At 62.2% G+C, this 24,773-nt stretch carries 22 protein-coding genes; 4 read left to right on the top strand and 18 right to left on the bottom strand.

The window, feature by feature from the left end; all coding sequences use genetic code 11:
- Nucleotides 1–637 precede the first annotated feature (637 nt).
- The 11 genes from PFLQ2_RS14255 to pssA form a co-directional block, all read right to left on the bottom strand.
- Entirely contained in the window at nt 638–1,411 is a 774-nt protein-coding gene (locus PFLQ2_RS14255; protein WP_003181684.1) for an enoyl-CoA hydratase, read from the bottom strand.
- A 13-nt stretch (nt 1,412–1,424) separates the two neighbouring features.
- Nucleotides 1,425–2,552, bottom strand: coding sequence for an acyl-CoA dehydrogenase (locus PFLQ2_RS14260; RefSeq protein WP_003181682.1), 1,128 nt, complete (start codon nt 2,550–2,552; stop codon nt 1,425–1,427).
- A 9-nt stretch (nt 2,553–2,561) separates the two neighbouring features.
- The gene (locus PFLQ2_RS14265) at nt 2,562–3,749 is read right to left on the bottom strand and encodes an acetyl-CoA C-acyltransferase (protein ID WP_003181679.1); all 1,188 of its coding nucleotides are present in this window, start codon (nt 3,747–3,749) and stop codon (nt 2,562–2,564) included.
- Between the two features lie 11 nt (nt 3,750–3,760).
- Nucleotides 3,761–4,522: an SDR family NAD(P)-dependent oxidoreductase gene (locus PFLQ2_RS14270; RefSeq protein WP_003181677.1), complete on the bottom strand. Its 762-nt coding sequence runs from the start codon at nt 4,520–4,522 to the stop codon at nt 3,761–3,763.
- Nucleotides 4,523–4,538: 16 nt separating this feature from the next.
- Nucleotides 4,539–6,203 (bottom strand): AMP-binding protein, encoded by a 1,665-nt coding sequence (locus PFLQ2_RS14275; RefSeq protein WP_003181676.1) that lies wholly within the window; start codon nt 6,201–6,203, stop codon nt 4,539–4,541.
- Nucleotides 6,204–6,495: 292 nt separating this feature from the next.
- Complete coding sequence (locus PFLQ2_RS14280) at nt 6,496–8,034, bottom strand: ArnT family glycosyltransferase (RefSeq protein ID WP_050551573.1); 1,539 nt, start codon at nt 8,032–8,034, stop codon at nt 6,496–6,498.
- Nucleotides 8,021–8,314 carry a lipid-A-disaccharide synthase N-terminal domain-containing protein gene (locus PFLQ2_RS14285; RefSeq protein ID WP_003181672.1) on the bottom strand — a complete coding sequence of 98 codons (294 nt, stop codon included), beginning with the start codon at nt 8,312–8,314 and terminating at the stop codon, nt 8,021–8,023. The genes PFLQ2_RS14280 and PFLQ2_RS14285 overlap by 14 nt, the downstream gene beginning before the upstream one ends.
- Before the next feature lies 1 nt (nt 8,315).
- Nucleotides 8,316–9,059 carry a glycosyltransferase family 2 protein gene (locus PFLQ2_RS14290; protein ID WP_003181669.1) on the bottom strand — a complete coding sequence of 248 codons (744 nt, stop codon included), beginning with the start codon at nt 9,057–9,059 and terminating at the stop codon, nt 8,316–8,318.
- Between the two features lie 29 nt (nt 9,060–9,088).
- On the bottom strand, nt 9,089–10,060 hold the full coding sequence (locus tag PFLQ2_RS14295) for an NAD-dependent epimerase (protein WP_003181668.1): 972 nt from the start codon (nt 10,058–10,060) through the stop codon (nt 9,089–9,091).
- 154 nt (nt 10,061–10,214) lie between these two features.
- Nucleotides 10,215–11,231 carry an AraC family transcriptional regulator gene (locus PFLQ2_RS14300; RefSeq protein ID WP_003181666.1) on the bottom strand — a complete coding sequence of 339 codons (1,017 nt, stop codon included), beginning with the start codon at nt 11,229–11,231 and terminating at the stop codon, nt 10,215–10,217.
- Nucleotides 11,232–11,242: 11 nt separating this feature from the next.
- On the bottom strand, nt 11,243–12,586 hold the full coding sequence (pssA, locus tag PFLQ2_RS14305; protein WP_003181664.1) for a CDP-diacylglycerol--serine O-phosphatidyltransferase: 1,344 nt from the start codon (nt 12,584–12,586) through the stop codon (nt 11,243–11,245).
- A gap of 121 nt (nt 12,587–12,707) precedes the next feature.
- Between pssA and PFLQ2_RS14310 the strand changes: the two genes are divergently transcribed.
- Nucleotides 12,708–13,286 carry a TetR/AcrR family transcriptional regulator gene (locus PFLQ2_RS14310; RefSeq protein WP_003181662.1) on the top strand — a complete coding sequence of 193 codons (579 nt, stop codon included), beginning with the start codon at nt 12,708–12,710 and terminating at the stop codon, nt 13,284–13,286.
- A gap of 48 nt (nt 13,287–13,334) precedes the next feature.
- Nucleotides 13,335–13,814: a DUF1348 family protein gene (locus PFLQ2_RS14315; RefSeq protein WP_003181660.1), complete on the top strand. Its 480-nt coding sequence runs from the start codon at nt 13,335–13,337 to the stop codon at nt 13,812–13,814.
- A 63-nt stretch (nt 13,815–13,877) separates the two neighbouring features.
- Here the strand turns inward: PFLQ2_RS14315 and PFLQ2_RS14320 are convergent, their stop codons facing one another.
- Entirely contained in the window at nt 13,878–14,948 is a 1,071-nt protein-coding gene (locus PFLQ2_RS14320) for a M42 family metallopeptidase (protein WP_003181658.1), read from the bottom strand.
- Nucleotides 14,949–15,201: 253 nt separating this feature from the next.
- Between PFLQ2_RS14320 and PFLQ2_RS14325 the strand changes: the two genes are divergently transcribed.
- Nucleotides 15,202–15,603, top strand: coding sequence for a hypothetical protein (locus PFLQ2_RS14325; RefSeq protein WP_003181656.1), 402 nt, complete (start codon nt 15,202–15,204; stop codon nt 15,601–15,603).
- Between the two features lie 102 nt (nt 15,604–15,705).
- Here PFLQ2_RS14325 and PFLQ2_RS14330 read toward each other — a convergent pair whose 3' ends face one another.
- The 3 genes from PFLQ2_RS14330 to nirB all read right to left on the bottom strand — a co-directional run bounded on the left by PFLQ2_RS14330 (nt 15,706) and on the right by nirB (nt 19,243).
- Nucleotides 15,706–16,146: a CBS domain-containing protein gene (locus PFLQ2_RS14330; protein WP_003181654.1), complete on the bottom strand. Its 441-nt coding sequence runs from the start codon at nt 16,144–16,146 to the stop codon at nt 15,706–15,708.
- Nucleotides 16,147–16,295: 149 nt separating this feature from the next.
- Nucleotides 16,296–16,682, bottom strand: a complete 387-nt coding sequence (gene nirD, locus PFLQ2_RS14335; RefSeq protein WP_003181652.1) for a nitrite reductase small subunit NirD — start codon at nt 16,680–16,682, stop codon at nt 16,296–16,298.
- A complete protein-coding gene (gene nirB, locus PFLQ2_RS14340) occupies nt 16,682–19,243 on the bottom strand; it encodes a nitrite reductase large subunit NirB (protein ID WP_003181651.1) in 2,562 nt (853 codons plus the stop codon). The genes nirD and nirB overlap by 1 nt, the downstream gene beginning before the upstream one ends.
- Nucleotides 19,244–19,796: 553 nt before the next feature.
- Here nirB and PFLQ2_RS14345 point away from each other — a divergent pair.
- The gene (locus tag PFLQ2_RS14345) at nt 19,797–20,780 is read left to right on the top strand and encodes an SDR family oxidoreductase (protein WP_033046013.1); all 984 of its coding nucleotides are present in this window, start codon (nt 19,797–19,799) and stop codon (nt 20,778–20,780) included.
- Here the strand turns inward: PFLQ2_RS14345 and PFLQ2_RS14350 are convergent.
- The 3 genes from PFLQ2_RS14350 to PFLQ2_RS14360 all read right to left on the bottom strand — a co-directional run bounded on the left by PFLQ2_RS14350 (nt 20,769) and on the right by PFLQ2_RS14360 (nt 24,748).
- Nucleotides 20,769–22,376 carry an alpha-amylase family protein gene (locus tag PFLQ2_RS14350; RefSeq protein ID WP_003181647.1) on the bottom strand — a complete coding sequence of 536 codons (1,608 nt, stop codon included), beginning with the start codon at nt 22,374–22,376 and terminating at the stop codon, nt 20,769–20,771. The genes PFLQ2_RS14345 and PFLQ2_RS14350 overlap by 12 nt on opposite strands.
- Nucleotides 22,377–22,386: 10 nt before the next feature.
- A complete protein-coding gene (locus PFLQ2_RS14355) occupies nt 22,387–23,913 on the bottom strand; it encodes an alpha-amylase family glycosyl hydrolase (RefSeq protein WP_003181645.1) in 1,527 nt (508 codons plus the stop codon).
- Between the two features lie 190 nt (nt 23,914–24,103).
- Nucleotides 24,104–24,748, bottom strand: coding sequence for a TetR/AcrR family transcriptional regulator (locus PFLQ2_RS14360; RefSeq protein ID WP_003181643.1), 645 nt, complete (start codon nt 24,746–24,748; stop codon nt 24,104–24,106).
- Nucleotides 24,749–24,773: the final 25 nt, after the last annotated feature.

The raw sequence follows: 24,773 nt of genomic DNA, 5'->3' as shown, positions 1-24,773 counted from the left end.
TAAACCCGCTCCCACAGGGTCCAGTGGTGTATGCAAATGCTGCGTACACCAGCGATCCACTGTGGGAGCGGGCTTGCTCGCGAAAACGGTGGGTCAGCTTGAAGTGATGGTGGATGTGCCGACGCCTTCGCGGGTAAACCCACTCCCACAGGTCCAGTGGTATATGCAAATGCTGCGTACACCAGCGATCCACTGTGGGAGCGGGCTTGCTCGCGAAAGCGGTGGGTCAGCTTGAAGTGAGGGTGAATGTGCCGCCGCCTTCGCGGGTAAACCCGCTCCCACAGGTCCAGTGGTATATGCAAATGCTGCGTACACCAGCGATCCACTGTGGGAGCGGGCTTGCTCGCGAAAGCGGTGGGTCAGCTTGAAGTGAGGGTGAATGTGCCGCCGTCTTCGCGGGTAAACCCGCTCCCACAGGGTCCAGTGGTGTATGCAAATGCTGCGTACACCCGCGATCCATTGTGGGAGCGGGCTTGCTCGCGAAAGCGGTGGGTCAGCTTGAAGTGATGGTGGATGTGCCGCCGCCTTCGCGGGTAAACCCGCTCCCACAGGTCCAGTGGTATATGCAAATGCTGCGTACACCAGCGATCCACTGTGGGAGCGGGCTTGCTCGTGAAAGCGTCGGTAAAAACGCCGCTTACTTGTCCTGGAACTCTGCCGGGCGCTTTGCCACGAATGCTGCCATGCCTTCCTTCTGATCCTGCGTCGCAAACGCCGCATGGAAGACTCGGCGCTCGAAACGCACGCCTTCGGACAGGCTCACTTCAAAGGCGCGGTTGACGCTTTCCTTGACCATCATGCTGATAGGCACGGACTTGGAAGCGATCAACGCGGCGGTTTTCAGCGCGTCATCCAGCAGCTCATCAGCCGGTACGATCCGCGCCACGATGCCGCAGCGCTCGGCTTCCACTGCATCGATGAAGCGCCCCGTCAGGCACATTTCCATGGCCTTGGCCTTGCCTACCGCCCGAGTCAGGCGCTGGGTCCCGCCCATGCCAGGCAGCACACCGAGGTTAACTTCCGGCTGGCCGAACTTGGCGTTGTCGCCGGCCAGGATGAAGTCGCACATCAAAGCCAGCTCGCAGCCGCCGCCCAAGGCAAAGCCGTTCACCGCCGCGATGATCGGCTTGCGGCGGTTGGCCACGCGATCGCTGTCGCTGAACAGGTCATCAAGATAGATCTGCGGATAGGTCAGGTCGGCCATTTCCTTAATGTCGGCGCCGGCGGCAAAGGCTTTCTTCGAGCCGGTGAGCACGATGCAGCCAATCTTCGGATCCGCTTCCAGAAGGTCCAGCGCCTGGTTCAGCTCGCTGACGATCTGCGCGTTCAGGGCATTCAAGGCCTGGGGACGGTTGAGGGTGATCAGGCCGACGCGGTCCTTGATCTCCAATAAAATCGTTTCGTAGCTCATGCAGGACTCCTGTTCAAAGATTGCGCGAAATGACCATGCGCTGAATGTCGCTCGTGCCTTCGTAGATCTGGCAGACCCGCACGTCGCGGTAGATGCGCTCCAGCGGGAAGTCGTTGAGGTAACCGTAGCCGCCCAGGGTTTGCAACGCCATGGAGCAGACTTTTTCCGCCATTTCCGAGGCGAACAGCTTGGCCATCGACGCCTCCACCAGCGCAGGCTGGCCGTTGTCCCGCAGGGCGGCGGCGTAGTGCACCATTTGCCGGGCCACGGCGATCTGCGTCGCCATGTCCGCCAGACGGAACGCCACGGCCTGATGCTCGATGATCGGCTTGCCGAAACTGTCCCGTTCGCGGGCATAGTCGCGGGCGGCCTCGAACGCAGCGCGGGCCATGCCCACCGACTGCGCCGCGATCCCCACGCGCCCGCCTTCCAGGTTCGCCAGGGCGATCCTGTAGCCCTCGCCCTCCTCGCCCAAGCGATTGGCCACCGGCACCTTCACGTCCTCGAAGAGAATCTGGCAAGTGTCGGAAGCGTGCTGGCCAAGCTTGTCCTCGACCCGCGCCACGGTATAGCCCGGCGAATCGGTCGGCACGATGAACGCCGTGATGCCGCGCTTGCCCGCGCTTGGATCAGTCACCGCAAACACAATCACCACGCCGGCGTTTTGCCCGGAGGTGATGAACTGTTTGCAGCCGTTGAGCACATAGTGATCCCCCTCCAGTCGCGCCCGGGTCTTGAGGCTGCTGGCATCCGAACCCGCTTGTGGCTCGGTCAGGGCAAAGGCACCGAGCATCGTGCCGCTGGCCAACGGCGTGAGGAACCGAGCCTTTTGCTCGTCACTGCCGAACTTGAGGATCGGTACGCAGCCCACCGAATTGTGCACGCTCATGATCGTCGAGCACGCGCCGTCGCCTGCGGCGATTTCTTCCAGCGCCATGGCGTAGGCCAGGTAGCCGGTGTCGCAACCGCCCCACTGCTCCGGCACGAGCATGCCAAAGAAACCCAGCTCGGCCATCTCGGCGATGGCTTCTTTCGGGAAGCGGTGCTCGCGGTCCCATTCGGCGGAAAACGGCTTCAGGCGTTCCTGGGCAAATTGCCGGGCCGCGTCGCTGATTTGAGTCTGTTCTTCAGTCGGGAGCATGGTGATTCCTTAATACAGGCATTCGACGGCCATCGCCGTGGCTTCGCCGCCGCCGATGCAAATCGCTGCAACGCCGCGCTTGAGGCCTTTCTGACGCAAGGCCGAGAGCAGCGTTACCAGGATTCGCGCCCCGGATGCGCCGATTGGATGACCCAGTGCGCATGCACCACCGTGGACGTTGACTTTGTCGTGGGCCACTCCAAGCTTGTCCATGGTCACCAGACCCACCACGGCAAAGGCTTCGTTGATTTCAAACAGATCGACTTCATCCAACGACCAGCCGGTCTTGCGCATCAGTTTCTTGACAGCGCCAATCGGTGCGGTCGGGAACAGGCCCGGAGCGTCGGCAAAAGCTGCGTGGCCGTGAATCACCGCCAAGGGCTTCAAGCCACGTTCGGCAGCCTGGCTCTGGCGCATCAGCACCAGCGCGGCGGCGCCGTCGGAAATGGAGCTGGAGTTGGCCGCGGTCACGGTGCCGCCGTCACGGAACGCCGGCTTGAGCGAGGCGATCTTGTCGATTCGCGCCTTGGGCGGTTGTTCGTCGTGGCGCACGGTCACTTGCTCCTTGCCGACCATCACCTGCAACGGCACGATCTCGGCCTCGAAACCGCCATCCTTGATGGCCTGTTGGGCGCGGGTGGTGGAAGCAATCGCGAAGGCATCCTGGGCCTCGCGGCTATAACCGTTGGCCTCGGCGCAATCCTCAGCGAAGGTGCCCATCAGGCGGCCCTTGTCGTAGGCGTCCTCCAGACCGTCAAGGAACATGTGGTCGAGCACCTTGCCGTGGCCCATGCGCAAGCCGCTACGGGCACGATCGAGCAGATAGGGGGCGTTGGACATGCTTTCCATGCCGCCCGCCACGATGACGTCGGCGCTGCCGGCAATGAGCATGTCATGGGCGAGAATCGCCGCTTCCATGCCCGAACCGCACATCTTGTTGAGGGTGGTGCAGCGGGTCGACTTGTCGAGGCCGGCTCCCAGCGCAGCCTGGCGCGCGGGTGCCTGGCCCTGGCCGGCGGCAAGCACACAGCCGAACAGCACTTCTTCCACCGCATCGGGTGCGAGGCCGGCTCGTTCCACGGCTGCCTTGATAGCGGCGGAGCCCAGTTGCGGGGCGCTGAGGCTTTTCAATTCGCCCTGGAAACCACCCATGGGGGTGCGGACAGCGCTGACGATAACAATCGGATCGTTGGACATGACTATCTCTCCTACTTGGCCGCCATGCGCAAGGCACCGTCGAGACGGATCACCTCGCCATTGAGCATGCTGTTTTCAATGATATGCCTGGCCAGCGCCGCGTACTCGGCGGGTTTGCCCAGGCGCGGCGGGAACGGCACACCGGCCGCCAGGGAGTCGCGGACTTCGGGCGTCATGCCGGCCATCATCGGAGTTTCGAAAATGCCAGGGGCGATGGTCATCACGCGAATGCCGAAGCGAGCCAGCTCCCGGGCCGCCGGCAGCGTCAGGCTGGCAATGGCGCCTTTGGACGCCGCATAAGCCGCCTGGCCGATCTGGCCGTCGAACGCAGCCACCGACGCGGTGTTGATGATCACCCCGCGCTCGCCGTCGCTGTCAGCCTCGGTTTCGGCAATGGCCGCAGCCGCCAGGCGCAGCAGGTTGAAGCTGCCGATCAGGTTGACGTTGATCACCTGAGTGAAGCTGGCCAGGGCGTGCGGGCCATTCTTGCCGAGGATTTTCTCGCCGCGCACGATACCGGCGCAGTTCACCAGGCCGTTGAGGCCACCAAAGGCCTCGACCGTGGCCTTGACCGCCGCTTCTGCCGCCGCCTCGTTACTGATATCCGCGACCACGCTGTGGCAGCCAAGTTTCTGCGCCTGGGCGGCGACGGCGTCAGCGTTGAGGTCCACCAGCATCACCTTGGCGCCGGCCTTGACCAGCATCTCGCCAGTGGCCGCACCGAGGCCGGACGCGCCGCCACTGACGAGGAAAATCTTATTGTCGATCTGCATCATGGTTTCCTTGGGTTCAAGCTGAAGCGTTCTGCGCCGCCGCCTCTTGAGCTTTGGCGATTTCCTGGTTGCGCAAGATAAAGCGCTGCAACTTGCCGCTGGGGGTTTTCGGCAAGTCGCTGACAAATTCGATTTCGCGGGGATAGGCATGGGCCGCCAGGCGCTTGCGCACGTGCTGGCGCAGTTCTTCGGCCAGCTCCGGCGCGGCGCGGTATTGGCCACTGAGCACCACGAAAGCCTTGACCACCTCGGTACGCTCCGGATCAGGCTTGCCAATAACCGCGGCCTCGACCACCGCCGGGTGCTCGATCAGCGCACTTTCAACGTCGAACGGGCCGACACGATAGCCCGACGTGGTAATGACGTCGTCGCTGCGCCCTACGAAGCTGATGCTGCCGTCGGGGTTGAACTCCACGGTGTCACCACTGAGGTAGTAATCACCGACGAAAGACTTGGTCGGTCCACCCTCATAGCCGGCGAACCAGCACATCGGCGACTGGCTGCGGTCCACCGCAAGGATGCCCGGCTGGCCGACGCCTAGCTCCTGGTGATGTTCGTCCAGCACCACGATCCGGTGACCTGGCGAGGCGAAACCAGCCGCACCGAGGTGCACCGGGTGCTCCAGGCCATGGTGGTTGCACAGCACCATGCCCAGTTCGGTCTGGCCGTAATGGTCGTGAATCACCACGTTGAGGTTGTCGGCGAACCAGCGGATCACCTCCGGGTTCAGCGGCTCGCCGGCGCTGCTGACGATGCGCAGCTTGCCCTTGATCGACCGGGCGAATTGCTCGCCCCCGGCGATCAGCAGGCGATAAGCCGTGGGCGAGCCGGTCAGGTTGGTAATGCCGTATTTGTTGATCACCCGGCAGGTGCTTTCCAGGGTAAACGGACCATCGTAAAAGGTGATCGGATGCCCCATCGCCAACGGTCCGGTCACGCCAAAATAGATACCGTAGGCCCAGCCCGGATCGGCGACGTTCCAGAAAGCATCCTCCGGACGCAGGTCGACGGCATCGCGGGTGTAGCTCTGGAACGCGACGATGGCCTTGAGCGGCACCGACAGCGCCTTGGCCGGTCCGGTGGTGCCGGACGTGAACATCATCAGGAAGGGGTCTTCACCGGTGAGCATCACCGGCTCGCACTGGTTGGAATGGTTCGCCACTTCGGCCCAGAAGCTGTAGTCGCCACGCACGATGCCCTGACCTTTCGCGCCGCCAACCGTGACCACGGTAGGGCAAGCGGCGACTTCGCTGAGTTTCGGACGGTTGACGGCGTCGGTGACGACAATGCGCGCACCTGAGCTGCCCAGGCGATGTTCGATGGCCTTGGGCCCGAATGCGGTGAACAAGGGCTGATACACCGCCCCGATGCGCCAGGTGGCCAATACCACGATCAATAGTTCAGCGGTGCGCGGCAACAGGCCGGCGACTCTGTCGCCCTTGCCTACGCCCTGGGCCAGGAGGAAATTGGCAAAACGCGCGGCATTGTCCTGCAGGTCACGGTAGGTCCAGGTTGCCTCGCTGCCGTCACGGCCTTCCCAGAACAATGCAATTCGCCCCGGCAAGGCGTGCCGGTCGCAGCACTCGACGCAGGCGTTGAGCGCCTCGAGCGAGCCGTGCAACGCGGCATTGACGGTGTGCAGGTAATCGAATTGCGAAGTGGCGGACGAATAATCGCGCATGACCAGCATCCCTCTGTACTTTTTATTGGTGGGGGAACCGTAGATAACAGGGAAATACTCGCGCCGAAGGGCGCTGGCGGCAATGGTCAAAGCCATCAAGTTGCTTGACTGGTTTGGCCATGGTTTGGGTGATGGGTTGTCTATCCAGTCCTTGTGGCGAGGGAGCTTGCTCCCGCTGGGGCGCGAAGCGGCCCCAAAACCTGACAACCCGGTGTATCAGGCAAATTGCTCTGGGGCCGCTTCGCAGCCCAGCGGGAGCAAGCTCCCTCGCCACGGGGTAGTGGTCCAGACGCTACAAAGGATGCGCCCATGCGAATGAATAGACTTTCTCTGGCGCAGGCGACAGGCAGTTGCGGTTGTCCGCATCAGCCCCCACCAGGAACCATTCGGCTCTGGAGGTATTGCCGACCCGGCGGGCTTTTTGCGGGTCGTAGCAGCGTGCCAGATCGTGCCCGGGCACCAAGGCGTAGTCCTGCGGATGACTGCGAAGCCATACGGCGGACTGTTCCAGGGCTTGGTGGCTGTAAAAGCCAAAATGCACGATAGGTTGCTGGGCGAACAACCAGTGACCCTCACGCCATCCCACAAGCACCAACTGGGCATTTGCCGTCAGCCCCGCGACGTCGTGCATCAGGGTTTCGTGGGGGTTGATGCCTTCCTTGTGCGGCTCGATGAAGCCGCGTACGAACCAGGCGCACAGCCACACCGACGCCAGCACGGAAAATGCCACCCTGCCCCTTGGATGCCGGCCGAACCAGCGCCGCAGCACCCACGGCACCAGAGGCGCCACCAGCAGGATCAACGCAGGCAGCGCAGGAAAGATGTACAGCTTGCGCTTGCCGCTGCTCAGGCTGAAGAACAGCAGCACCAGCACCACCCAACCGAGCAGCACCAACACTCGACCGTCGTGCTTGAGCAATTGCTTGCGCCAGGCCGGTACCAGCCAGGGCAGCATGAACACCATCGGCAGCCAGTACTTCGGGATCACGTGGACGAAAAAATACCAGAAAGGTTCGCGATGTTCCCAGGCGCTGGCATAACGGCCGGCGGTCTGCTTGAGCAGGATTTCCTGGGCGTAGGCCAGGCTATCGGGGCCGCCCTGCCCCACGATCACCAGCAGAGGCCCAAGCCAGAGGGCAACCGCCGCCAGCGCCACGGCCAGCCCCAGCCACCAGGCCCGCGCCTTGCCCGGCATGGGCACGACGCCGCGCCAGCCTTTGCGCACCGCATAGGCGTAGGGAATCAGCATCAGCGCTGGCAGGAAACCCACGCCCTTGCTGATGATCCCGAACCCCATCGCCGCGCAGGCAACGTAGTACCAGCGCCAGGCCGGGCCGAGCAACAGGTGCCGGCACAAGCCGTAGATACCCAGGATCGTCCAGAGCGCGAGGAACCCATCGATCTGCCCGGTGCGCAAGATGCTGTAGGTCTGGTACGTGGCCAGGAACAGCAGCGCCGCGATCACCCCCACGCGCCGGCCCCACAAGCGCCGGCCCAAGTCATACAGGCACGCCGTGGTCACGGCGCTTGCGAGCAGCGCAGGCAGATACAGGGCGACTTTGGGCAGGTGGGTCAACTGCACGAACAGCGCCACCGCCCACATGAACAGCGGCGGTTTGTCCGCATAGATTTCACCGGCACGATGGGGAATGAACCACGCGCCGTTCTGCAGCATTTCCAGGGCGACGCCGAGAAAGCGCTCCTCGTCGACATTCAGCGGTTGACGCCAGCCGAGGCCGGCGCCAACCAGGATCGTCGCCAGCGCTACAAGAACCCACAGCTCCAGCCGCGAGGAAGATAATCGTATCCGCACCGTTTCAGCCCTTCTCATCCAGTCCGCCGCCTTCACGGGCGTGATGCTTGGCGATCAATTGCAGGTTGCGCAGATACACAACGAAGCCGAACGACTGGCCGACAATGAACACCGGGTCTTCTCGGTAGATGGCGTAAGCCAGCAACAGCGCGCTGCCGACGATGCTCAGGTACCAGAATCCCACCGGGATCATGCTGCGTTTCTTGTATTCGCTATAGAGCCATTGCAGGGCAAAGCGCCCGGTGAACGCCAATTGACCACCAAAGCCAACGGCCAGCCACAAAGATTCTCTGCCCATCTCAGACCTCGGTTTCCTGAGCGTTGACGTCCAGGCGAGTGCGCTTTATCAGCCACCACACCCCGAATAGATCGAGTATGCCCACCAAGGCCCGGTCAAGGTTTCCATAGTTCGAAACCCCGGCCCCGCGCTCGCGGTGGTTCACCGGTTGAACCAGCATCCGACCGTTGTGCCGGCGGATCAGCGCGGGGATAAAACGGTGCATGTGATCGAAATACGGCAGGCGCAAGAACGCCTCGCGCTCGATCAGTTTGATCCCGCAACCGGTATCGGGCGTCTGGTCCTTCAGCAGACTGGCGCGCAGCTTGTTCGCAAATCGCGATGCCCAGCGCTTGCTCGCCGTGTCCCGGCGGTTGACTCTATGCCCGGCCACCAACTTGACGCCGGCCGGTTCGCCTTCCGTACCGCGCACCAGGTCCAGCATCCTGGGCAGATCGGCCGGATCGTTCTGCCCATCACCGTCGAGGGTGGCCAGCCAGTGCCCGCGCGCCGCTTCAGCGGCGTGGTGGATCGATGTGCTCTGGCCGAGGGATCGGGCATGGCGGAGCACTCGCAACTGCCGATAGCCGCTGTCTTGCAAGGTTCGTAACTCGGCGGCGGTGCCGTCGGTGCTGCCGTCGTCGACCACAATCACTTCGAAGGCCTCGTCGGCCATTGCGGTGCGCACTTCTTCCAGAAGTGGAATGAGGTTGCCAGCTTCATTTTTTGCCGGAATCAGGACCGACACGTAAGGGGCTTGGTGCATGACACTCCAGGGGAACGAGGAACGAAGGGTTAGACGCCGTAATAGTTGCGGTACCACTCGACAAACGACTGCACGCCGGTGGGCACCGCGACCTGTGGGCGAAACCCCACGCGCGCTTCCAACTCCCGGGTGTCCGCCCAGGTGTCGATTACATCGCCCGGCTGCAACGGCAGGAAATGCTTCATCGCCCGGATACCCAGTGCCGCTTCGATGCACTCGACGAATTGCAGAAGCCTCACCGGCGCGCCGAATCCGATGTTGTAGATCTTGTTGGGTGCCCCGGCTTGATCGCTCGGCGGCAGCGGGATCAATCGCACGAGGGCCTCGACGATGTCGTCTATGTAAGTGAAGTCCCGGGACATCGCACCGTCGTTATAGATGTCGATGGGGCGACCGTTGAGGATGGCATCGGTGAATTTGAACAGCGCCATGTCGGGCCGTCCCCAAGGCCCGTACACCGTAAAAAAGCGCAGGCCGGTGGTGGGAATGCCGTACAGGTGAGCGTACGTATGGGCCATCAGTTCATTCGCCCGTTTGGTCGCCGCGTAGAAGGACACTGGCCGATCCACCGGGTCTGTCGTGGCATATGGCAGGCGTTCGTTCGATCCGTACACCGAACTGCTCGAGGCAAACATCAGATGCGCCGGCTTATGGGCACGGCAGGCTTCCACTACGTTGAGAAAACCCAACAGGTTGCTTTGCCCATAGGCATCGGGATGATCGATGGAGTAACGCACACCGGCCTGGGCCGCCAGATGGATGACGTGCTCGAAGGCGTGTTTGGCGAACAGGTCCAGCAGCGCTGGTTTGTCTGCAATATCGACCAAGTGGAACTGGAAATTTCGGCATTCGGCCAACAGCGCCAGTCGTGCCTGCTTCAGTTCGACGCTGTAGTAGCTGTTGAGGTTGTCGATGCCGATGACCTGATGGCCCTCGCCGCACAGCCGCCTGGCCGTATGAAAGCCGATGAAGCCGGCAGCGCCGGTGACCAGTACCCTCATACGCATCCCAAAACGGTCACTTGCATACACTACCCTGCTCAATGGCTCGGTTTATCCGGGCCTGCACAGGCTTGTATCAAAGAAAAATGACAGTTTTATGAGCGTGCCTACGCAAGGCCCCTTGTGGGGCGAAGGTCTGAGACCTACCGATAGGTCAGGCAGAATCGTTGAGAATCAGGCTCCGGTAATGCCCCGGGTTGGACCCCGACCATTTGCGGAACGCCTTGTAGAAGGAGCTGGCATCGGCGAAGCCCAGGCGCGCGGCGATTTCGACAAAGCTGATGGAGGGTTCGGCCAGCCAGGTGATGGCCAGGTCCTTGCGCACGCTGTCCTTGAGGGCCTGGTAGGTCTGGCCCTCCTCCGCCAGGCGTCGGCGCAAGGTGGACGCCGAAACGCATAATTGCTGGGCCAGGGCTTCGGTTTCCGGCCACTGCTCGGCCGGCAACTGCCGCAGGTCGTGGCGAATGCGGCTGGCGAGGCTTTGCGGGTTGCGGTACTTGACCAGGATATTGGCCGGGGCCTGGGCGAGGAAACGCTTGAGTTCATCCGCGTTGCGCCGGATGGGCAAGTCCAGGCACTCGGCGGCGAGAATCATCCGGGTACGGGGCCGGTCAAAGCGCAGGTTCTGGGAGAACATCACCCGGTAGTCGTCGCAGAAATCCGGCGCCGGGCAGCGCAGTTCGATGGCAAGAATAGGAATGCGCCGCCCAGCGAGCCAGCAGGCCACGCCATGGACGATCATCCAGTAGGTGAAGTAGGTAAAGGCACGACGTGGCTCTTGATCGTCTTCCAACAGGACGATTTCCGCCAGGCTTTGCTGGCGAACCCACTGGGCCGGCAGGCGTTCGAGCATCAATGAGAGAAACGCCAGCCCCGCCGTCAAGCCGGCCGCCAACGTGGGCTGGGCCATGGCGCTTTGACAGAGAAACGCCAGGCTGCCGGACTTGAGCTTGCGCGGGTCCATGCCGAAGAATTCATCATCCAGGCGCCGGGCCAGCAAACGCCAGAGCCGCGCGTAGGCATGGGCTGGCACCCGCGCCTGGGCATCGCCGAGCAGCGCAGGATCGATGCCCACTGCGCGCAGCACCTCGTCGGTAGCCGCTCCAGAAGGGCAACTTTGCAGCAGCGCTTCACGCACCAGCTGGATGGAAATGGTGTCCTTCTGCGACACGGCGCGGGCGTTCACAGGATTCGATAAAGCAGCCGCTCGATCCGCACGCGGCTGACCCGTTTCAGGAACTTGGCCACCGCCGCCGGGTAATCCGGCAACGTTTCGAGGTCCAGATACCGTTCGATCCGGCGGGTATGGTGATAGATCTGCTCAAGTTCAAGCTGGCGTGGCGCAAGCAGCTCACCCTTGGGATCGTCCAGCAACAGGGCATTTTCCAGGTCCAGGCGAAACGCCCGCGGATTGAGGTTGTTGCCGGTCAACAAGGTATAGCGCTCGTCGACCCACATGCCTTTCAGGTGATACGTGTTATCGCCGTCACGCCACAGGTGCAGGTTCAACTGGCCGCTGTCGATGTAGCGCTGGTGGCGTTTGGCGAAGCGTCGCAGGCTGATTTCGTAGAGATAGGGCAGCGCCGCGATGATCTTGAACGGCTCGCTCGGCGGGATGAAGAAATCGTTGGCCGTCTTGTCGCCGACAATGATGTCGATCTTGACGCCTCGGGCCAGGGCGCGATTGATCTCCCGGGTCACGGCCAGGGGCAGGTTGAAGTACGGCGTGCAGATGGTCAACTGCCGACGACTGCTGGCGATCAATTCGCCGATCACCTTACTGAGCGGGTTGTTCTTGCCCACGCCGAGCAACGGACTCACCGTCAGCCCGCTCTTGTCGAGGCTGCCGGCCGTGGTGTCGTAGGCCGCATATTTAAGGCGGCTGCGCAGATCGCCGATGTCCTTGCGCAGGCTGCGAGTACTGGGCAGGTTCGGCAGGTCCAGGCGATGCACCGCCTTGGACGCCACCAGACCGTGCTGAACCAGATGCTGCATCGAGTCGGCCAACGCCGTGTTCTGCAGCAGGTGATAACGGTCGTAGCGGTACTTGTCGAACTTGTGCAGGTAAACGTTATTCAGGCTGGCGCCGCTGTACAGCACGCAGTCGTCGATCACGAAACCCTTGAGATGCAGCACGCCGAACAGCTCACGGGTCTGCACCGGTACGCCATAGATCGGCACTTCGCTGGCATGGGTGCGCGTCTGCTCCTGGTACCAGGCCGAGTTGCCCGGCTGCTTCTTGGCGCCGATCAGCCCGCGCTGGGCCCGCAACCAGTCTACGACCACGACCACGTCCAGTTCCGGACGCGCAGCCTTGGCAGCGTGCAGGGCATCGAGGATTTCCTGGCCGGCCTCGTCCTGTTGCAGGTACAGGGCGACGATATAGATGCGCTGGGTAGCCTGGGCGATTTTTTCCAACAGGCAATGGCGGAATTGGGCAGCGCCATCGAGGATGGTCACCGCATCGGCGGTCAGTGCAAAGCTGCGCAGCTTGGGCAGCAGGGAGCGTTTGAAAAGCGACGGCATAGGGCTCGCAATAAGGTCGATTCCGAAGAACGGATGAGCTTACACCATGGATGGGGCTGGGTCTTCCCGTCGTCATGAAAAAAGATTTGACCAAGAAGAACGATCGTTCTACTGTTGCGTCATGAACGAAATCACTGGCAACGAAACACGAGACATCATCCTCGATGTCGCCGAAAAGTTGATCTATAAAAGTGGCATCGCCGCCACCGGCATGGACCTTCTGGTGAAAACCGCCGGCGTCTCCAGGAAAAGTATCTACCGCTACTTCACCAACAAGGACGACTTGGTCGTGGCCGCACTGAAGCGACGCGACGAGCGCTGGATGCTCTGGTTCAGCACCGAGGTCGACAAGGCGCCGAACCCCGCCGCCCGGCTGCTCAACCTGTTCACCGTGCTCAAGGGTTGGTTCGACAGCGAAGGCTTTCGCGGCTGTGCATTTATCAACACCAGCGGCGAAACCGGCGACCCGCAGGATCCGGTCCGCCAAGTGGCGAAGCTGCACAAACAGAAGTTGCTCGAATACGTCACCCGGCTGTGCATCGATCAAGGTATCGAGAACCCGGAGGCGCTGGCCCGGCAGTTGCTGATCCTGATTGATGGCGCCATCACCGTGGCGCTGGTCATGGGCGACCACAGCGCGGCCGACGATGCCCGGGACATGCTGAAAACGTTATTGCCCATGGATTCGCAACAAGCCTGACCCGTTGAACCGCTGTGCAATTCGTCTACCACTCACTGGAGATCCGCCATGTCGTCTTCTTCTGAAGTTCGCCCGCCCCTGCCGCCCTTCACCCGTGAAACGGCCATCGAGAAAGTTCGCCTGGCCGAAGATGGCTGGAACTCTCGCGACCCGCAAAAAGTTTCGCTGGCCTACACGCTCGACACCCAATGGCGCAACCGTGCCGAATTTGCCAGTAGCCGCGAAGAAGCCAAGGCCTTCCTGACGCGCAAATGGGCCAAGGAACTGGATTATCGGCTGATCAAGGAACTGTGGGCCTTCACTGACAACCGCATCGCCGTGCGCTATGCCTACGAATGGCACGATGATTCGGGCAACTGGTTCCGCTCTTATGGCAACGAGAATTGGGAGTTCGACGAAAACGGCCTGATGTTCAACCGCTATGCCTGCATCAACGACCTGCCGATCAAGGAAAGCGAGCGCAAGTTCCGCTGGCCGCTGGCACGTCGGCCTGATGATCATCCCGGCTTGTCCGAGCTGGGCTTGTAACGCAGACCTTGCTGGGAGCGGGCAACCCCGCTCCCAGCTCCCAGCTTCAGCATTCCCGCAGGGCTAGCCTGGGGTTCTGTTGAGCAGGAATTCCAACAGCGACGCCGCGCAGGCCTCGATACTGCCGTCCAGGATCAGCTCATAGCCGTGGGTATTTTCCGTCGGAATCGCGATGCAACCGCCTTGCGCGGAAATACCACTGCTCATGATCGCGCTGGCATCGCTGGCAAAATCCACCAGCAGTGCGAATTGCGGCGACAACCCACAACGCTTGCCCGCCTTGTACAGCTGATCGACAACGTAACGGTGGTAACAGCCGTTCTTGTCTCCGGAATTGATGATGGGGTCGACGCTCAGGGTTGTACCGTATTCCGCCATCACCGGACCTACCTCAACCGCCACCGTGATATCGCCGGGCAAGTGGCTGGCGGCGTAGCGCGCTCCAGCATTGGATTCCTCTTCCTGGGTGGTGAACACGAAATAGACGTCACCCGCCAGTTCGGCGCGGCGCTCGGCCAACGATCGTGCCGCCTGCAAGGACGCGACCATGGGCGCGCGGTCGTCGAGGAAATGCGCGGCGATTGCATCACGAACCCGAAACGGTCGGCGCCAATGTTGGCTCAACACCACCCGCGTACCGGGTCTTACCCCATGGGCTTGCAATTCTTCCGGGGAACAGCGGGTGATGATATGCACGTCCTGCCAAGTGACATTTCCCGACAGCACATCCGAACCCTGGTGGGTTTCGCCGGTGCTGTGCATCGAGCCGAACGACAACACGCCGGGAATGAAATCCTGATCGCCGAGAATATCCACCGGGCAGACGCCGAAGTTGATCGGATTCGCCCCGCCCAGGGCCACCACTCGCAGCGTACCATCCGGGTCGATCTGTTTGACCAGCATGGCGATCTCGTCCAGGTGCGCCATGATCCTCACGGGTTCAGGGTTTCCACTGGCCTTGGCGGTTCCCTTGATCAGGCCGATCACATTGCCGGCCGGGTCGACCCAGGCTTCATCGCAGTGGGGCTTGAGTTCTCGCAGGCAAACTCCACGGACCTCGTTTTCCTGATCGCCCGGGCCTCGGGCCATTAGCAGCTCTTCAAGCAACGGCAAGGTAGACGGTTGGGGTTGCATCTTTTTCGCTCTCCTTATCATTTGGCGGTTTGCCGTCGTGTCGGTGACGGAGCGAGCCACGACACGCCTCTCCTAGGTGAGGCCGCTTGGGCATGAAAAATTTGCTTGGATTGACCGGTAGACGGACGAACGGTCGATACCCAGTGGCAGAGCAGCCCGGGGAGAGGGTTGACCATCGCGCCGGCAGGCATCACATTGCCTGGGTCGCCCTTGCGCAAAAGGCGGTGTGTCTTGTTGCAGACCTGTGGAGCCCATGACCGCGTCGATCCCGATCCGTCCCCCCTGCCCGCCCGGCGTCTGCGATTGCGGGCGTGACGAGTTACTGCAAACGCCAGGCAGCGACTTGCGCATCCTTTGCCTGAACCGCCAGGAAGAAAAACGCCTGCTCGAACGGCTGGAAAACATCCAGAGCCTTGACGAGCTCGAGCGTCTGCAACAGCGGCTATACGAGAACCTGGGCGTGCGGCTGCGCATCGAGCCCGGTTACAACGAAGTCCGGACCATGCGTGGCATCGCCATCGAGTTCCAGCAGCAACCCGGCCTGTGCCGCAAGATACGCCAGTCGATTCCGGCCGCCATTCGGCGTGGCCTGGAGAAACGCCCTGAAATCGCCTGGCGGTTGTTGGACGCCCACGACCTGTTTCGCGACGCCTGATCCTTCCCGGCGCCGCACATCAATCGCAACAGACAGGTTGTGTCAATGGCTGGCATGCAAGCTCCCTAGCCACAAGAGCCGCTCTGATTTGAAGAGGCGGACTCAATGCCCGCGGATGTAATGCTCCAACTGCCGGATCAAGTCCGCCTGTTCGACAATCGCTTCCTTGACCAGATCACCAATGGACAAAAGGCCAATCAACTGTCCGTTATCCAGCACCGGCAAGTGCCGCAGGTGGCTGTCGGTCATGACTTCCATGCAGCGATCGATGCTCTGCTGGCTGTCGGCGGTGATCACCGGCGCACTCATGATGGTGCGCACCGGCGTCCCCACGGATGAGCGACCTTGCAGCACCATTTTGCGTGCGTAGTCCCGCTCGCTGAACACGCCCACGACCTGACCATTCTCGATCACCGGCAGTGCGCCAACATTCTTCTCGGCCATGATTTGCAACGCTTCGAGCACCGTCTGCTCGGGTGCGATGCTGTGGACCTGCTGGTTCTGCACACTTTTGAGTTTCACCAGTTGAGCGGCGGTTTTCATGGCATATCCCCTAACAGCCTGCTGATACTTTCGCTTGAGAACCCTATGTGGCGAGGGACCTTGCTCCCGCTGGGCTGCGCAGCGGCCCCAGGATCTTGCGGGCGCTGCGCACCCGAGCGGGAGCAAGCGCCCTCGCCACATAAAACAGGTCAGTCTTCGCCGATCTCGACCACGTCGCCATTCAAGCGCACCGGCCATACCCGCAGGCGCTGCTCCGGGTATTCCAGGCAATGGCCGTCTTCCAGGCGAAAATGCTGTTTGTACATGGGCGAGGCAATCACCAGGTCGCCCTTGATGCTGCCCAGCAATCCGCGACCGATCACATTCGCCCCTGACTTCGGGTCGCGGTTGTCGATGGCGTAGATCGGCTTGTCCTGATGCTCGGGCAGGTACAGCAACGCCACCTGGGCGCCCTCGTGCCAGGCCACCACGCCGGAGTTCGGCACCAGGTCCTCGCGGCTGCACAGGGCTCGCCATTGGACCGGTTGCGGGTCCTCAGAACGGGTGGGGATACGAACGACGTTTGACTGGCTCATCAGAGCACCTCCTCGGTGACGGGAATCAGGTGAAGTTCGCCGGCGTGAACCGGCCGGCGCTGGCCACGTTCGCGGACGAAATGGACGTCCGGATCGCTGCGCTTGTCGTTGACGAACGTACGGAAGCGCTTGAGTTTTTCCGGGTCCTTGAGGGCGTTCGCCCATTCGCATTCGTAGCGGTCGACCACCAGTTGCATTTGGGCTTCGAGCTCGGCGCCCAGGCCGAGGCTATCGTGGATGATCACGTCCTTGAGGTAATCCAGGCCGCCCTCCAGGCTCTCGCGCCAGACCGAGGTGCGCTGCAGCTTGTCAGCGGTGCGGATGTAGAACATCAGGAAGCGGTCGATGTAGCGGATCAGCGTCGCGTCATCCAAGTCAGTGGCGAACAACTCGGCGTGACGTGGGCGCATGCCACCGTTGCCGGCAACGTACAGGTTCCAGCCCTTCTCGGTGGCGATCACGCCGACGTCCTTGCTCTGGGCCTCGGCGCACTCGCGGGTGCAACCGGACACCGCAAACTTGAGCTTGTGCGGCGAGCGCAGGCCTTTGTAGCGGTCTTCGAGAGTGAGGGCCATTTGCACGCTGTCCTGCACGCCGTAGCGGCACCAGGTGCTGCCCACGCAGGATTTCACCGTGCGGGTGGATTTGCCGTAGGCATGGCCCGTTTCGAAACCGGCTTCGATCAGCTCGGCCCAGATGTCGGGCAACTGGTGCAACTGGGCACCGAACAGGTCGATGCGCTGACCGCCGGTGATCTTGGTGTAGAGGTCGTATTTCTTCGCAACCACGCCGATGGCGATGAGTTTGTCGGCGGTGATTTCCCCGCCGGCGATGCGCGGCACCACCGAATAGGTGCCGTTTTTCTGCATGTTCGCCATGAACGTGTCGTTGGTGTCCTGCAACGGCACCAGGGATGGGTCCATGATCGGCTGGTTCCAGCACGACGCCAGGATCGAGCCCACCGCCGGTTTGCACAGGTCGCAACCGGTGTGGCCGCGGCCGTGCTTGGCCAGCAGTTCGTCAAAACTGATGATGCCTTCCACCCGCACCAGGGCGTACAGCTCCTGGCGGGTGTAGGCGAAGTGTTCGCACAGGCTCTTGTCGACGCTGACGCCGCGGGCGATCAGTTCATGCTCGAATACCTGCTTGACCAGCGCGGCGCAACCACCGCAACCGGTGCCGGCCTTGGTGTCGCACTTGAGTTGGCCCAGCTCGGTGCAACCGCCGTCGATGGCCGAGCAGATCGAGCCCTTGGTGACGTTGTGGCATGAACAAATGGTGGCTGCTTCGGGCAGCGCCGCCGGGCCGAGTGTCGGGGCGCCTTCGGACGATGGCAGGATCAGGCTGGCCGCGTCCTTGGGCAAGGCGATGCCGTTCTGCATGTATTGCAGCAACGTGTCGTAGTAGCTGTTGTCGCCCACCAGCACCGCGCCGATTACGCGCTTGCCATCGGCGTCCACCACCAGTCGCCGGTAGCTGGCGCTGGTGCCATCGATGAACTGGAAACTGCGCGACCCTGGTGTGTTGCCATGGGCATCGCCGATGGAACCCACGTCGACGCCGAGCAATTTGAGCTTGGTGGACATGTCCGCGCCGGTGAAGGCTTCGCCGGGTTCGCCGCACAGGCGCGCCGCAACGTTGCGGGCCATCTGGTAGCCGGGAGCGACCAGGCCGAAGATGCTGCCGTTCCAGGCCGCGCATTCACCGATGGCGTAGATGTCCGGGTCGCTGCTCTGGCAATGATCATCGATCACGACGCCGCCGCGCGGACCAATCTGCAGGTCACTCTGGCGAGCCAGGGCGTCCTGGGCGCGGATACCGGCGGAGAACACGATGAGGTCGGTTTCGAGGAAATCCTCTTCGCCGAAATTCATCCGATAGCGGTACTGCTCACCGGCGCAGATGGACCGGGTGCCCTTGGACAAGTGCACGCCGACACCGAGCTTCTCGATGCGCGCCTTGAGCGCCAGGCCGCCCTGCTCGTCCAGTTGCACGGGCATCAGCCGTGGGGCGAACTCAACCACATGGGCTTCCAGGCCCAGGGACTTGAGGGCGTTGGCCGCTTCGAGGCCCAGCAGGCCACCACCGACCACCACGCCACGGCGGGCGTTGGTGGCGGCGGCACGGATCGCGTCCAGGTCTTCCAGGGTGCGATAGACCAGGCAGCAATCCCCTTCGGCACCTTCGATGGGTGGCACGAACGGGTAGGAACCGGTGGCGAGCACCAGCTTGTCGTAGCTGATGCGCTCGCCGGCGGTGACGACCTGACGGGCCTGGCGATCGATTTCCAACACCGGCACGCCCAGGTGCAGCGCGACACCGGGCGTCTGGTACAGCGAAGCTTCACCGAGGGCCAGGGATTCGGCATCGCGCCCCGAGAAATACTCGGACAGATGCACGCGGTCATAGGCACGCATCGGCTCTTCGCTGAACACATGCAGGTGGTAATGATTGAGGGCACCGCGCTCGATCAATTGCTCGACGCAGTGATGGCCGACCATGCCATTGCCGATCACGATCAGCGTTTGCAGCTTGTTCAGAGAAGCAACGTTGGAATTCATAAAAAGCACCCGACAAAAGCCCATCACGATTTTTGAAAGCAAAAAAAAAGACGCCTGAAACCTTGCGGTTCCAGGCGTCTTTGCCTGTTCTGTGCGGTATCGACCCAGCGACTGCGCTGCGATCTACCGTTGTCCCGGCCTGCTGGCGCTCGATCTTCGTTGACCGACGGGGGTGCCCACTCGATTGTATTCACGGTGGGCCTGAACACCCTCTTGCAGCGAGCGTGCCAACGCTCACACCTCGTCCTACCCCGCACCCTCGCAACACCCATAATCCCCTGTGGGAGCGGGCTTGCCCGCGAAAGCGCCCGTCCAACCAGCGACAAGACTCGCCCGCTTGCAGCAACTCCAAGCGCGCCGACTCTTGCCTTCCAGTGGTGCGACCCAACGCTACAAGCTTCATAAAAGTGCAACGGCGCAACCACCGCGCCAGCAAAATTGTGAACCATCATCCACGCCGAATTTCACACTTTATAAGCAACCGTTACCCGCCGACATTCGGTGAATAAGCACTCTGGAGGGATCGGCAGCAGCTATGAGTGGAACCAACACGATGGATATGCGAACCCAACCTGTTGTCGTCATTTGTGGTGCGACCGCCGGCGTCGGTCGTGCGACCGCACACCGGTTTGCCGCCGCCGGTTACCGGGTCGGCCTGCTGGCCCGGGATGAGCAGGCGTTGGCTGCTACAGAAGAAGAACTGAGCGTGCACGGCGTTGCAACACTGGCCGCCAGCGTGGACGTGGCCGATGCCGAGGCGGTATTGGAAGCGGCGCAAAAAATCGAAGAGACGCTGGGGCCGGTGACGGTATGGATCAACTGCGCCATGGTCACGGTGTTTTCACCGGTCCATCGACTGGCCGCCGAGGAAATCCACAGGGTCACGTCGGTGACTTACCTGGGCACCGTCCACGGCACGCTGGCGGCGCTGGAGTTGATGATGCCGCGCAATCGTGGCGTGATTATCCAGGTCGGTTCCGCCCTCGCCTATCGGGCCATTCCCTTGCAAGCGGCGTATTGCGGGGCCAAGTTCGCGGTACGCGGTTTTACCGACTCGCTGCGCTGCGAACTGCTGCATCAGCACAGCGACATCCGGGTGTGCATGGTGCAGTTGCCAGCGATCAACACACCGCAGTTCGACTGGGCCCGCAACAAACTCGGCAAACGCCCTCAACCGGTGCCGCCCATTCACGACCCGGACGTGGCCGCGCGGGCCATTTTCAGTGTGGTGCGGCGCACACCCAGGGAATTGTGGCTGGGTGCCGCATCGCTCAAGGCGATTGTCGGCACATGCCTGATGCCCGGGCTGCTCGACCGAATGCTGGCTCGCGGTGCCTGTTCTGGCCAGATGACCGATGAGCCAGACGACGGACAACGGCCAGACAACCTGTTTTCTCCCGAAGTGCCGGTGCATCGCACTCGCGGACGCTTCAGCGGACGCTCGCGCAATGCCGCGCTGGCGCTCAGCTCCACCCAAGTGTCGGCGCTGCTGCTGGCAACCGGCGGGCTGGTGGCGGTGGTGCTGCTATTGTTCTGAAGTCTTGCGCCTGAACCAACGATAGCCGTAGCCGTGCAAGGCCAGGCGCGAGTCTTGCGCGGCTTCATAGTGGCCGTCCGAGACAATCTCTTCGAACCCTGCAAGGTCCGGCGCTTCAAGCTGCACCGTAACGGCTTCGCCACTGAGATTGGCGAACATCAGCGATGTGGCCTCGCCTATATGGGCAATCGCAAACACCGCCGGATGATCCGCCACCAGCAATTCGGCGCGCCCGTCGCCGATTTCAGGAAGCCAGCCACGCGCCCTCAGCAAATGCCGTGTGCGAGCCAGCAGCGAGTCGGGATCATCCTCTTGAACGGCGACGTTCAGGTGGGTGTAGGCGAACGGCCCTTTATCGATTAGCGGTGCTGCCAGGCGTTGGGCCGAGGAGAATCCGGCATTGGCCTCGGCGGACCATTGCATCGGCGTGCGTACTGACAGGCGTTCGGGCAGGGCCAGGTCGTCGCCCATGCCGATTTCCTCGCCATAGCGCACGATGGGCGTGCCTGGCAGCGAAAGCAGCAGTGCCTCGGCCAGCGCCTGACGACGCACATCGCCCTCAAGCATCGGCGCCAGCCGTCGACGAATACCACGGCCATACAGGCGCATGTTTTCGTCCGGGGCGAAGGCCTGCATGACCTCCTCCCGTTCCTGCTCGGTCAAGCGTTCCAGGTCCAGCTCGTCATGGTTGCGCAGCCACACCGCGTAGTTGGCGCCGTCTGGCGGGGCCGGCCGGCGCTTGATGGCGCGTTGCAATGGCTCGGCCTCGCCACGGGCCAGCGCCAGGAACAAATGGTTATTGACCCAGAAATCCAGCACCAGCCCCAGGCGCTCGCCGTCGCCAAAATAATGCCGGTAGCGCTCCGGTCCAACGTCCACTTCGCCCATCAACACGCCCTCCGGGTTGACGCGGGTCAGGCATTTGAAGAACCTGTCCAGCACCCAGACACCCTGCTCTTCATCGCCACCGCCGGCCTGCTCGACCAGATGGGAAGCGGCGTCAAGGCGAAAACCGGCGATGCCCAATTCCAGCCAGTGCACCATGACCCGCTCAATGGCCTCCACCACGCGCGGGTTCGCCAGGTTCAGGTCGGGCTCATGACGATAGAACAAATGCCGATAGTACTGGCCGGCCTCCTCGTCCCATTGCCAGATGCTCTCTTCCACTGACGGGAAAATCGGCTGGTTGCCGTCGTCTACGGGGGTGTCGGACCACAGGTAGTAATCGCGGTAGGGGCTGTTTCTGTCGCGTCGTGCGCGCTGGAACCACGGGTGCTGGTCAGAAGTGTGCTGCACCACCAGTTCCATGATCACCCGTATGCCGCGCTCCCGGGCCTGGACGATCAATTGCCTCAGGTCTTCTTCGCTACCAAAGCGTGGGTCCAACGCGAGGAAATCGCTGACGTCATACCCCGCATCCTTGAAGGGCGAACGGTACAACGGCATCAACCAGAGCGCACCCACCCCCAGCGATTGCAAGTAATCGAGGCGCTGGATGATGCCCTTGAGATCGCCCCGGCCATCGCCGTTGCTGTCATGGAACAATGACGGGTCGATTTGATAGATCAGGGTATTTCGATGCCAATTGGCTTTCATCGATCTCTCCTTACCGGCACAACACCAGCGCCTGTTCAGCAGCCAGCCGGCCACTGAACGGCTGGCCTTCGCCTTGCCCATCGCTGGCAAGTTCAACCCGCCAAGGCTCGGCCAGGGGAAAGGTGTGTTCGCTGTCGGCGAAGTTAATGCAGACCAATCTCTCGTCACCTTCACAGTGACGGCGATACGCGAGGACTTGCGGGTGCGACGCCAGCTCCTCCCAAGCTCCCAGGCGCAGCGCCGGGCTGTCGCGGCGGCATGCGAGCAACTGGCGGTACAGCGCCAACGTGGAATCGGCGGACTGCTCTTGGGCTTCCACCGACAAAGCCCCCGCGTCAGGGGGAAATGGCAGCCACGGTGCCTGCCCGCCCCAGCCATGGGGTGCCTGGGCTAACCACGGCAACGGTGCGCGGCTGCCGTCCCTGCCGCCGGGATCGACGCGGGTCTGGGCGCTGACCTGGGTATCTTCCAGGCCCAGCTCCTCGCCCTGATAAATGAACGGCGTGCCGCGTAGCGTCAGCAGCATCACTGCTGCGGCCCGGGCTCGACGCAGCGAGCCACCATAGCGGCTGCGATGGCGGCTGTTGTCATGATTGGACAGCACCCAGGTCGGCCAGGCCTGCAACGGCCCCAGGTCATTCTCCACCTCACGCACGCACAAGCGGAAAATCACCGGGTCCCATGGCGCATCCAAGGGCGGGAAATTGAACGACATGTGCAGCTCGTCGCTGGCCCCGTAGTAGGCGGCGACCTGCGCTGTCGAGCGGATGTTCACCTCGCCGATCAGCACCCGGTCGCCTGGATAACTGTCCACCAATCGGCGCAGGCCGCGCAGCACCTCGTGGCTATAAGGCTGATCGTTGATCTTGACCATGGGTTCGCCGGCCATGCAGCGCGGGTCGTCGGCGAAATTTGGGTCTTTGCCCACACAATGCACCACGTCAATGCGGAATCCGTCCACCCCGCGTTCCAGCCAAAAGTGCAGCACCTGTTGCATGGCGGCGACGACTTCGGGGTTGCGCCAGTTCAGGTCAGGCTGCTGCGGGAGGAAAAAATGCAAATAATACTGCTGGCTGGTGTCGTCCCAGGTCCAGGTGCTGCCGCCGTTGATCGAGGCTCGCCAGTTGTTCGGCTGGTCGCGCCAGATGTACCAGTCACGCTTGGGGTTGTCGCGGCTGGAGCGCGACTCGATGAACCACGGATGCTGGTCCGAAGTGTGATTGGGGACGAAATCCAGCAGCACCTTGAGACCGCGCTGGTGGGCTTGTTCGATAAGGTTGTCCAGGTCGGCCAGGGTGCCGAACAATGGGTCGACATCGGTGTAGTCGCAGATGTCATAGCCAGCGTCGCACATGGGCGAGCGGTACACCGGCGACAGCCACAGGGCGTCGATGCCCAGGCGTTGAAGGTGATCCAGATGCGCGGTCAAGCCGGGCAGATCGCCGACACCGTCGCCATTGGCATCGGCAAACGAACGTGGGTAGACCTGGTAGATCACGGCATTTTTCCACCAGGGCGAGGACAAGGAGTTGGGCATGTCGCCTCCTCTGATCGCGGTATATGGTGGGCAAGACCGTAGCCCCGCCTGCTGCCCCTTCATGACGGGACATAGCTTAAGAACCGGAAAAAGCCTCGGGGGTTCGTTTTTTTTCTGTGTGTCGCGTCATCCGCAGGAATCAACCAAGCGGCATGCCCCGTGGCGAGGGAGCAAGCTCCCTCGCCACGGGTTAGCCGGCAGCAGTACCTGGAATGCTGTCGCGGGCATTTCTTTCGACCATCGCAACGATGGTGATGAAAAGCTCCCGCTTGGCCTCGTCGGCGTTGATCTCGCCAGTCGCCGCTGCGTTGGACAAGGCTTCCGCGGCCCCGAGCATTGCCCGCAACCCTGCCTGGCTCAGGACTTTGGCGCCGGCGTAGGGCTGGAGGACGGCCCGGCATTTGTCGAGAAAAATCGCTTCATATTCCCGCTTGATGGTTTCCAGCTCCGGTGAGCTGTTCAGCGCCGCGACCACACCGGAGATCTCTCGCCCTTGCAGCAACACACAGTCCACATAAGCCGAGGCAATGACCCGGGCTCGACTGTCGAGGGTCGCTTCGCTTGCCTCAAGCGTTGCGTCCATCAATGCCGTCTGGCGGGCATCGAAATCCTTGTACAACGCCGCCAGGAGCCCGGGCCGCGTGGTGAAGTGGTCATAAACAATGGGTTTGGTGACGCCCGCGTGCTCGGCGAGCCGGGCCAGGGTCAGGCCCTCGGTGCCCTCCTCCCGTATTAATTGCCAGGCGACGTCCAGCAACTGACGCTGCCGATCCTCGCGGGACAGACGTCGGCGTGGCGCGGCTGAAGGTGCTGCATTGGCTTCGCTGCTTGACATGCTTACTTTACCAACCGTAACTTAA

This window comes from Pseudomonas fluorescens Q2-87 (genome assembly GCF_000281895.1).
Taxonomy (GTDB): domain Bacteria; phylum Pseudomonadota; class Gammaproteobacteria; order Pseudomonadales; family Pseudomonadaceae; genus Aquipseudomonas; species Aquipseudomonas fluorescens_S.
The sequence above is the reverse complement of the archived record's forward strand: the minus strand, read 5'-3'. Positions and strand labels throughout refer to the sequence as shown.

Bases quoted from the DNA above. Each gene is read 5' to 3' on its own strand.
- PFLQ2_RS14255 (WP_003181684.1), bottom strand. From the start codon at position 1,411: ATGAGCTACGAAACGATTTTATTGGAGATCAAGGACCGCGTCGGCCTG.
- PFLQ2_RS14260 (WP_003181682.1), bottom strand. From the start codon at position 2,552: ATGCTCCCGACTGAAGAACAGACTCAAATCAGCGACGCGGCCCGGCAA.
- PFLQ2_RS14265 (WP_003181679.1), bottom strand. From the start codon at position 3,749: ATGTCCAACGATCCGATTGTTATCGTCAGCGCTGTCCGCACCCCCATG.
- PFLQ2_RS14270 (WP_003181677.1), bottom strand. From the start codon at position 4,522: ATGCAGATCGACAATAAGATTTTCCTCGTCAGTGGCGGCGCGTCCGGC.
- PFLQ2_RS14275 (WP_003181676.1), bottom strand. From the start codon at position 6,203: ATGCGCGATTATTCGTCCGCCACTTCGCAATTCGATTACCTGCACACC.
- PFLQ2_RS14280 (WP_050551573.1), bottom strand. From the start codon at position 8,034: ATGAGAAGGGCTGAAACGGTGCGGATACGATTATCTTCCTCGCGGCTG.
- PFLQ2_RS14285 (WP_003181672.1), bottom strand. From the start codon at position 8,314: ATGGGCAGAGAATCTTTGTGGCTGGCCGTTGGCTTTGGTGGTCAATTG.
- PFLQ2_RS14290 (WP_003181669.1), bottom strand. From the start codon at position 9,059: ATGCACCAAGCCCCTTACGTGTCGGTCCTGATTCCGGCAAAAAATGAA.
- PFLQ2_RS14295 (WP_003181668.1), bottom strand. From the start codon at position 10,060: ATGAGGGTACTGGTCACCGGCGCTGCCGGCTTCATCGGCTTTCATACG.
- pssA (WP_003181664.1), bottom strand. From the start codon at position 12,586: ATGCCGTCGCTTTTCAAACGCTCCCTGCTGCCCAAGCTGCGCAGCTTT.
- PFLQ2_RS14310 (WP_003181662.1), top strand. From the start codon at position 12,708: ATGAACGAAATCACTGGCAACGAAACACGAGACATCATCCTCGATGTC.
- PFLQ2_RS14315 (WP_003181660.1), top strand. From the start codon at position 13,335: ATGTCGTCTTCTTCTGAAGTTCGCCCGCCCCTGCCGCCCTTCACCCGT.
- PFLQ2_RS14320 (WP_003181658.1), bottom strand. From the start codon at position 14,948: ATGCAACCCCAACCGTCTACCTTGCCGTTGCTTGAAGAGCTGCTAATG.
- PFLQ2_RS14325 (WP_003181656.1), top strand. From the start codon at position 15,202: ATGACCGCGTCGATCCCGATCCGTCCCCCCTGCCCGCCCGGCGTCTGC.
- PFLQ2_RS14330 (WP_003181654.1), bottom strand. From the start codon at position 16,146: ATGAAAACCGCCGCTCAACTGGTGAAACTCAAAAGTGTGCAGAACCAG.
- nirD (WP_003181652.1), bottom strand. From the start codon at position 16,682: ATGAGCCAGTCAAACGTCGTTCGTATCCCCACCCGTTCTGAGGACCCG.
- nirB (WP_003181651.1), bottom strand. From the start codon at position 19,243: ATGAATTCCAACGTTGCTTCTCTGAACAAGCTGCAAACGCTGATCGTG.
- PFLQ2_RS14345 (WP_033046013.1), top strand. From the start codon at position 19,797: ATGGATATGCGAACCCAACCTGTTGTCGTCATTTGTGGTGCGACCGCC.
- PFLQ2_RS14350 (WP_003181647.1), bottom strand. From the start codon at position 22,376: ATGAAAGCCAATTGGCATCGAAATACCCTGATCTATCAAATCGACCCG.
- PFLQ2_RS14355 (WP_003181645.1), bottom strand. From the start codon at position 23,913: ATGCCCAACTCCTTGTCCTCGCCCTGGTGGAAAAATGCCGTGATCTAC.
- PFLQ2_RS14360 (WP_003181643.1), bottom strand. From the start codon at position 24,748: ATGTCAAGCAGCGAAGCCAATGCAGCACCTTCAGCCGCGCCACGCCGA.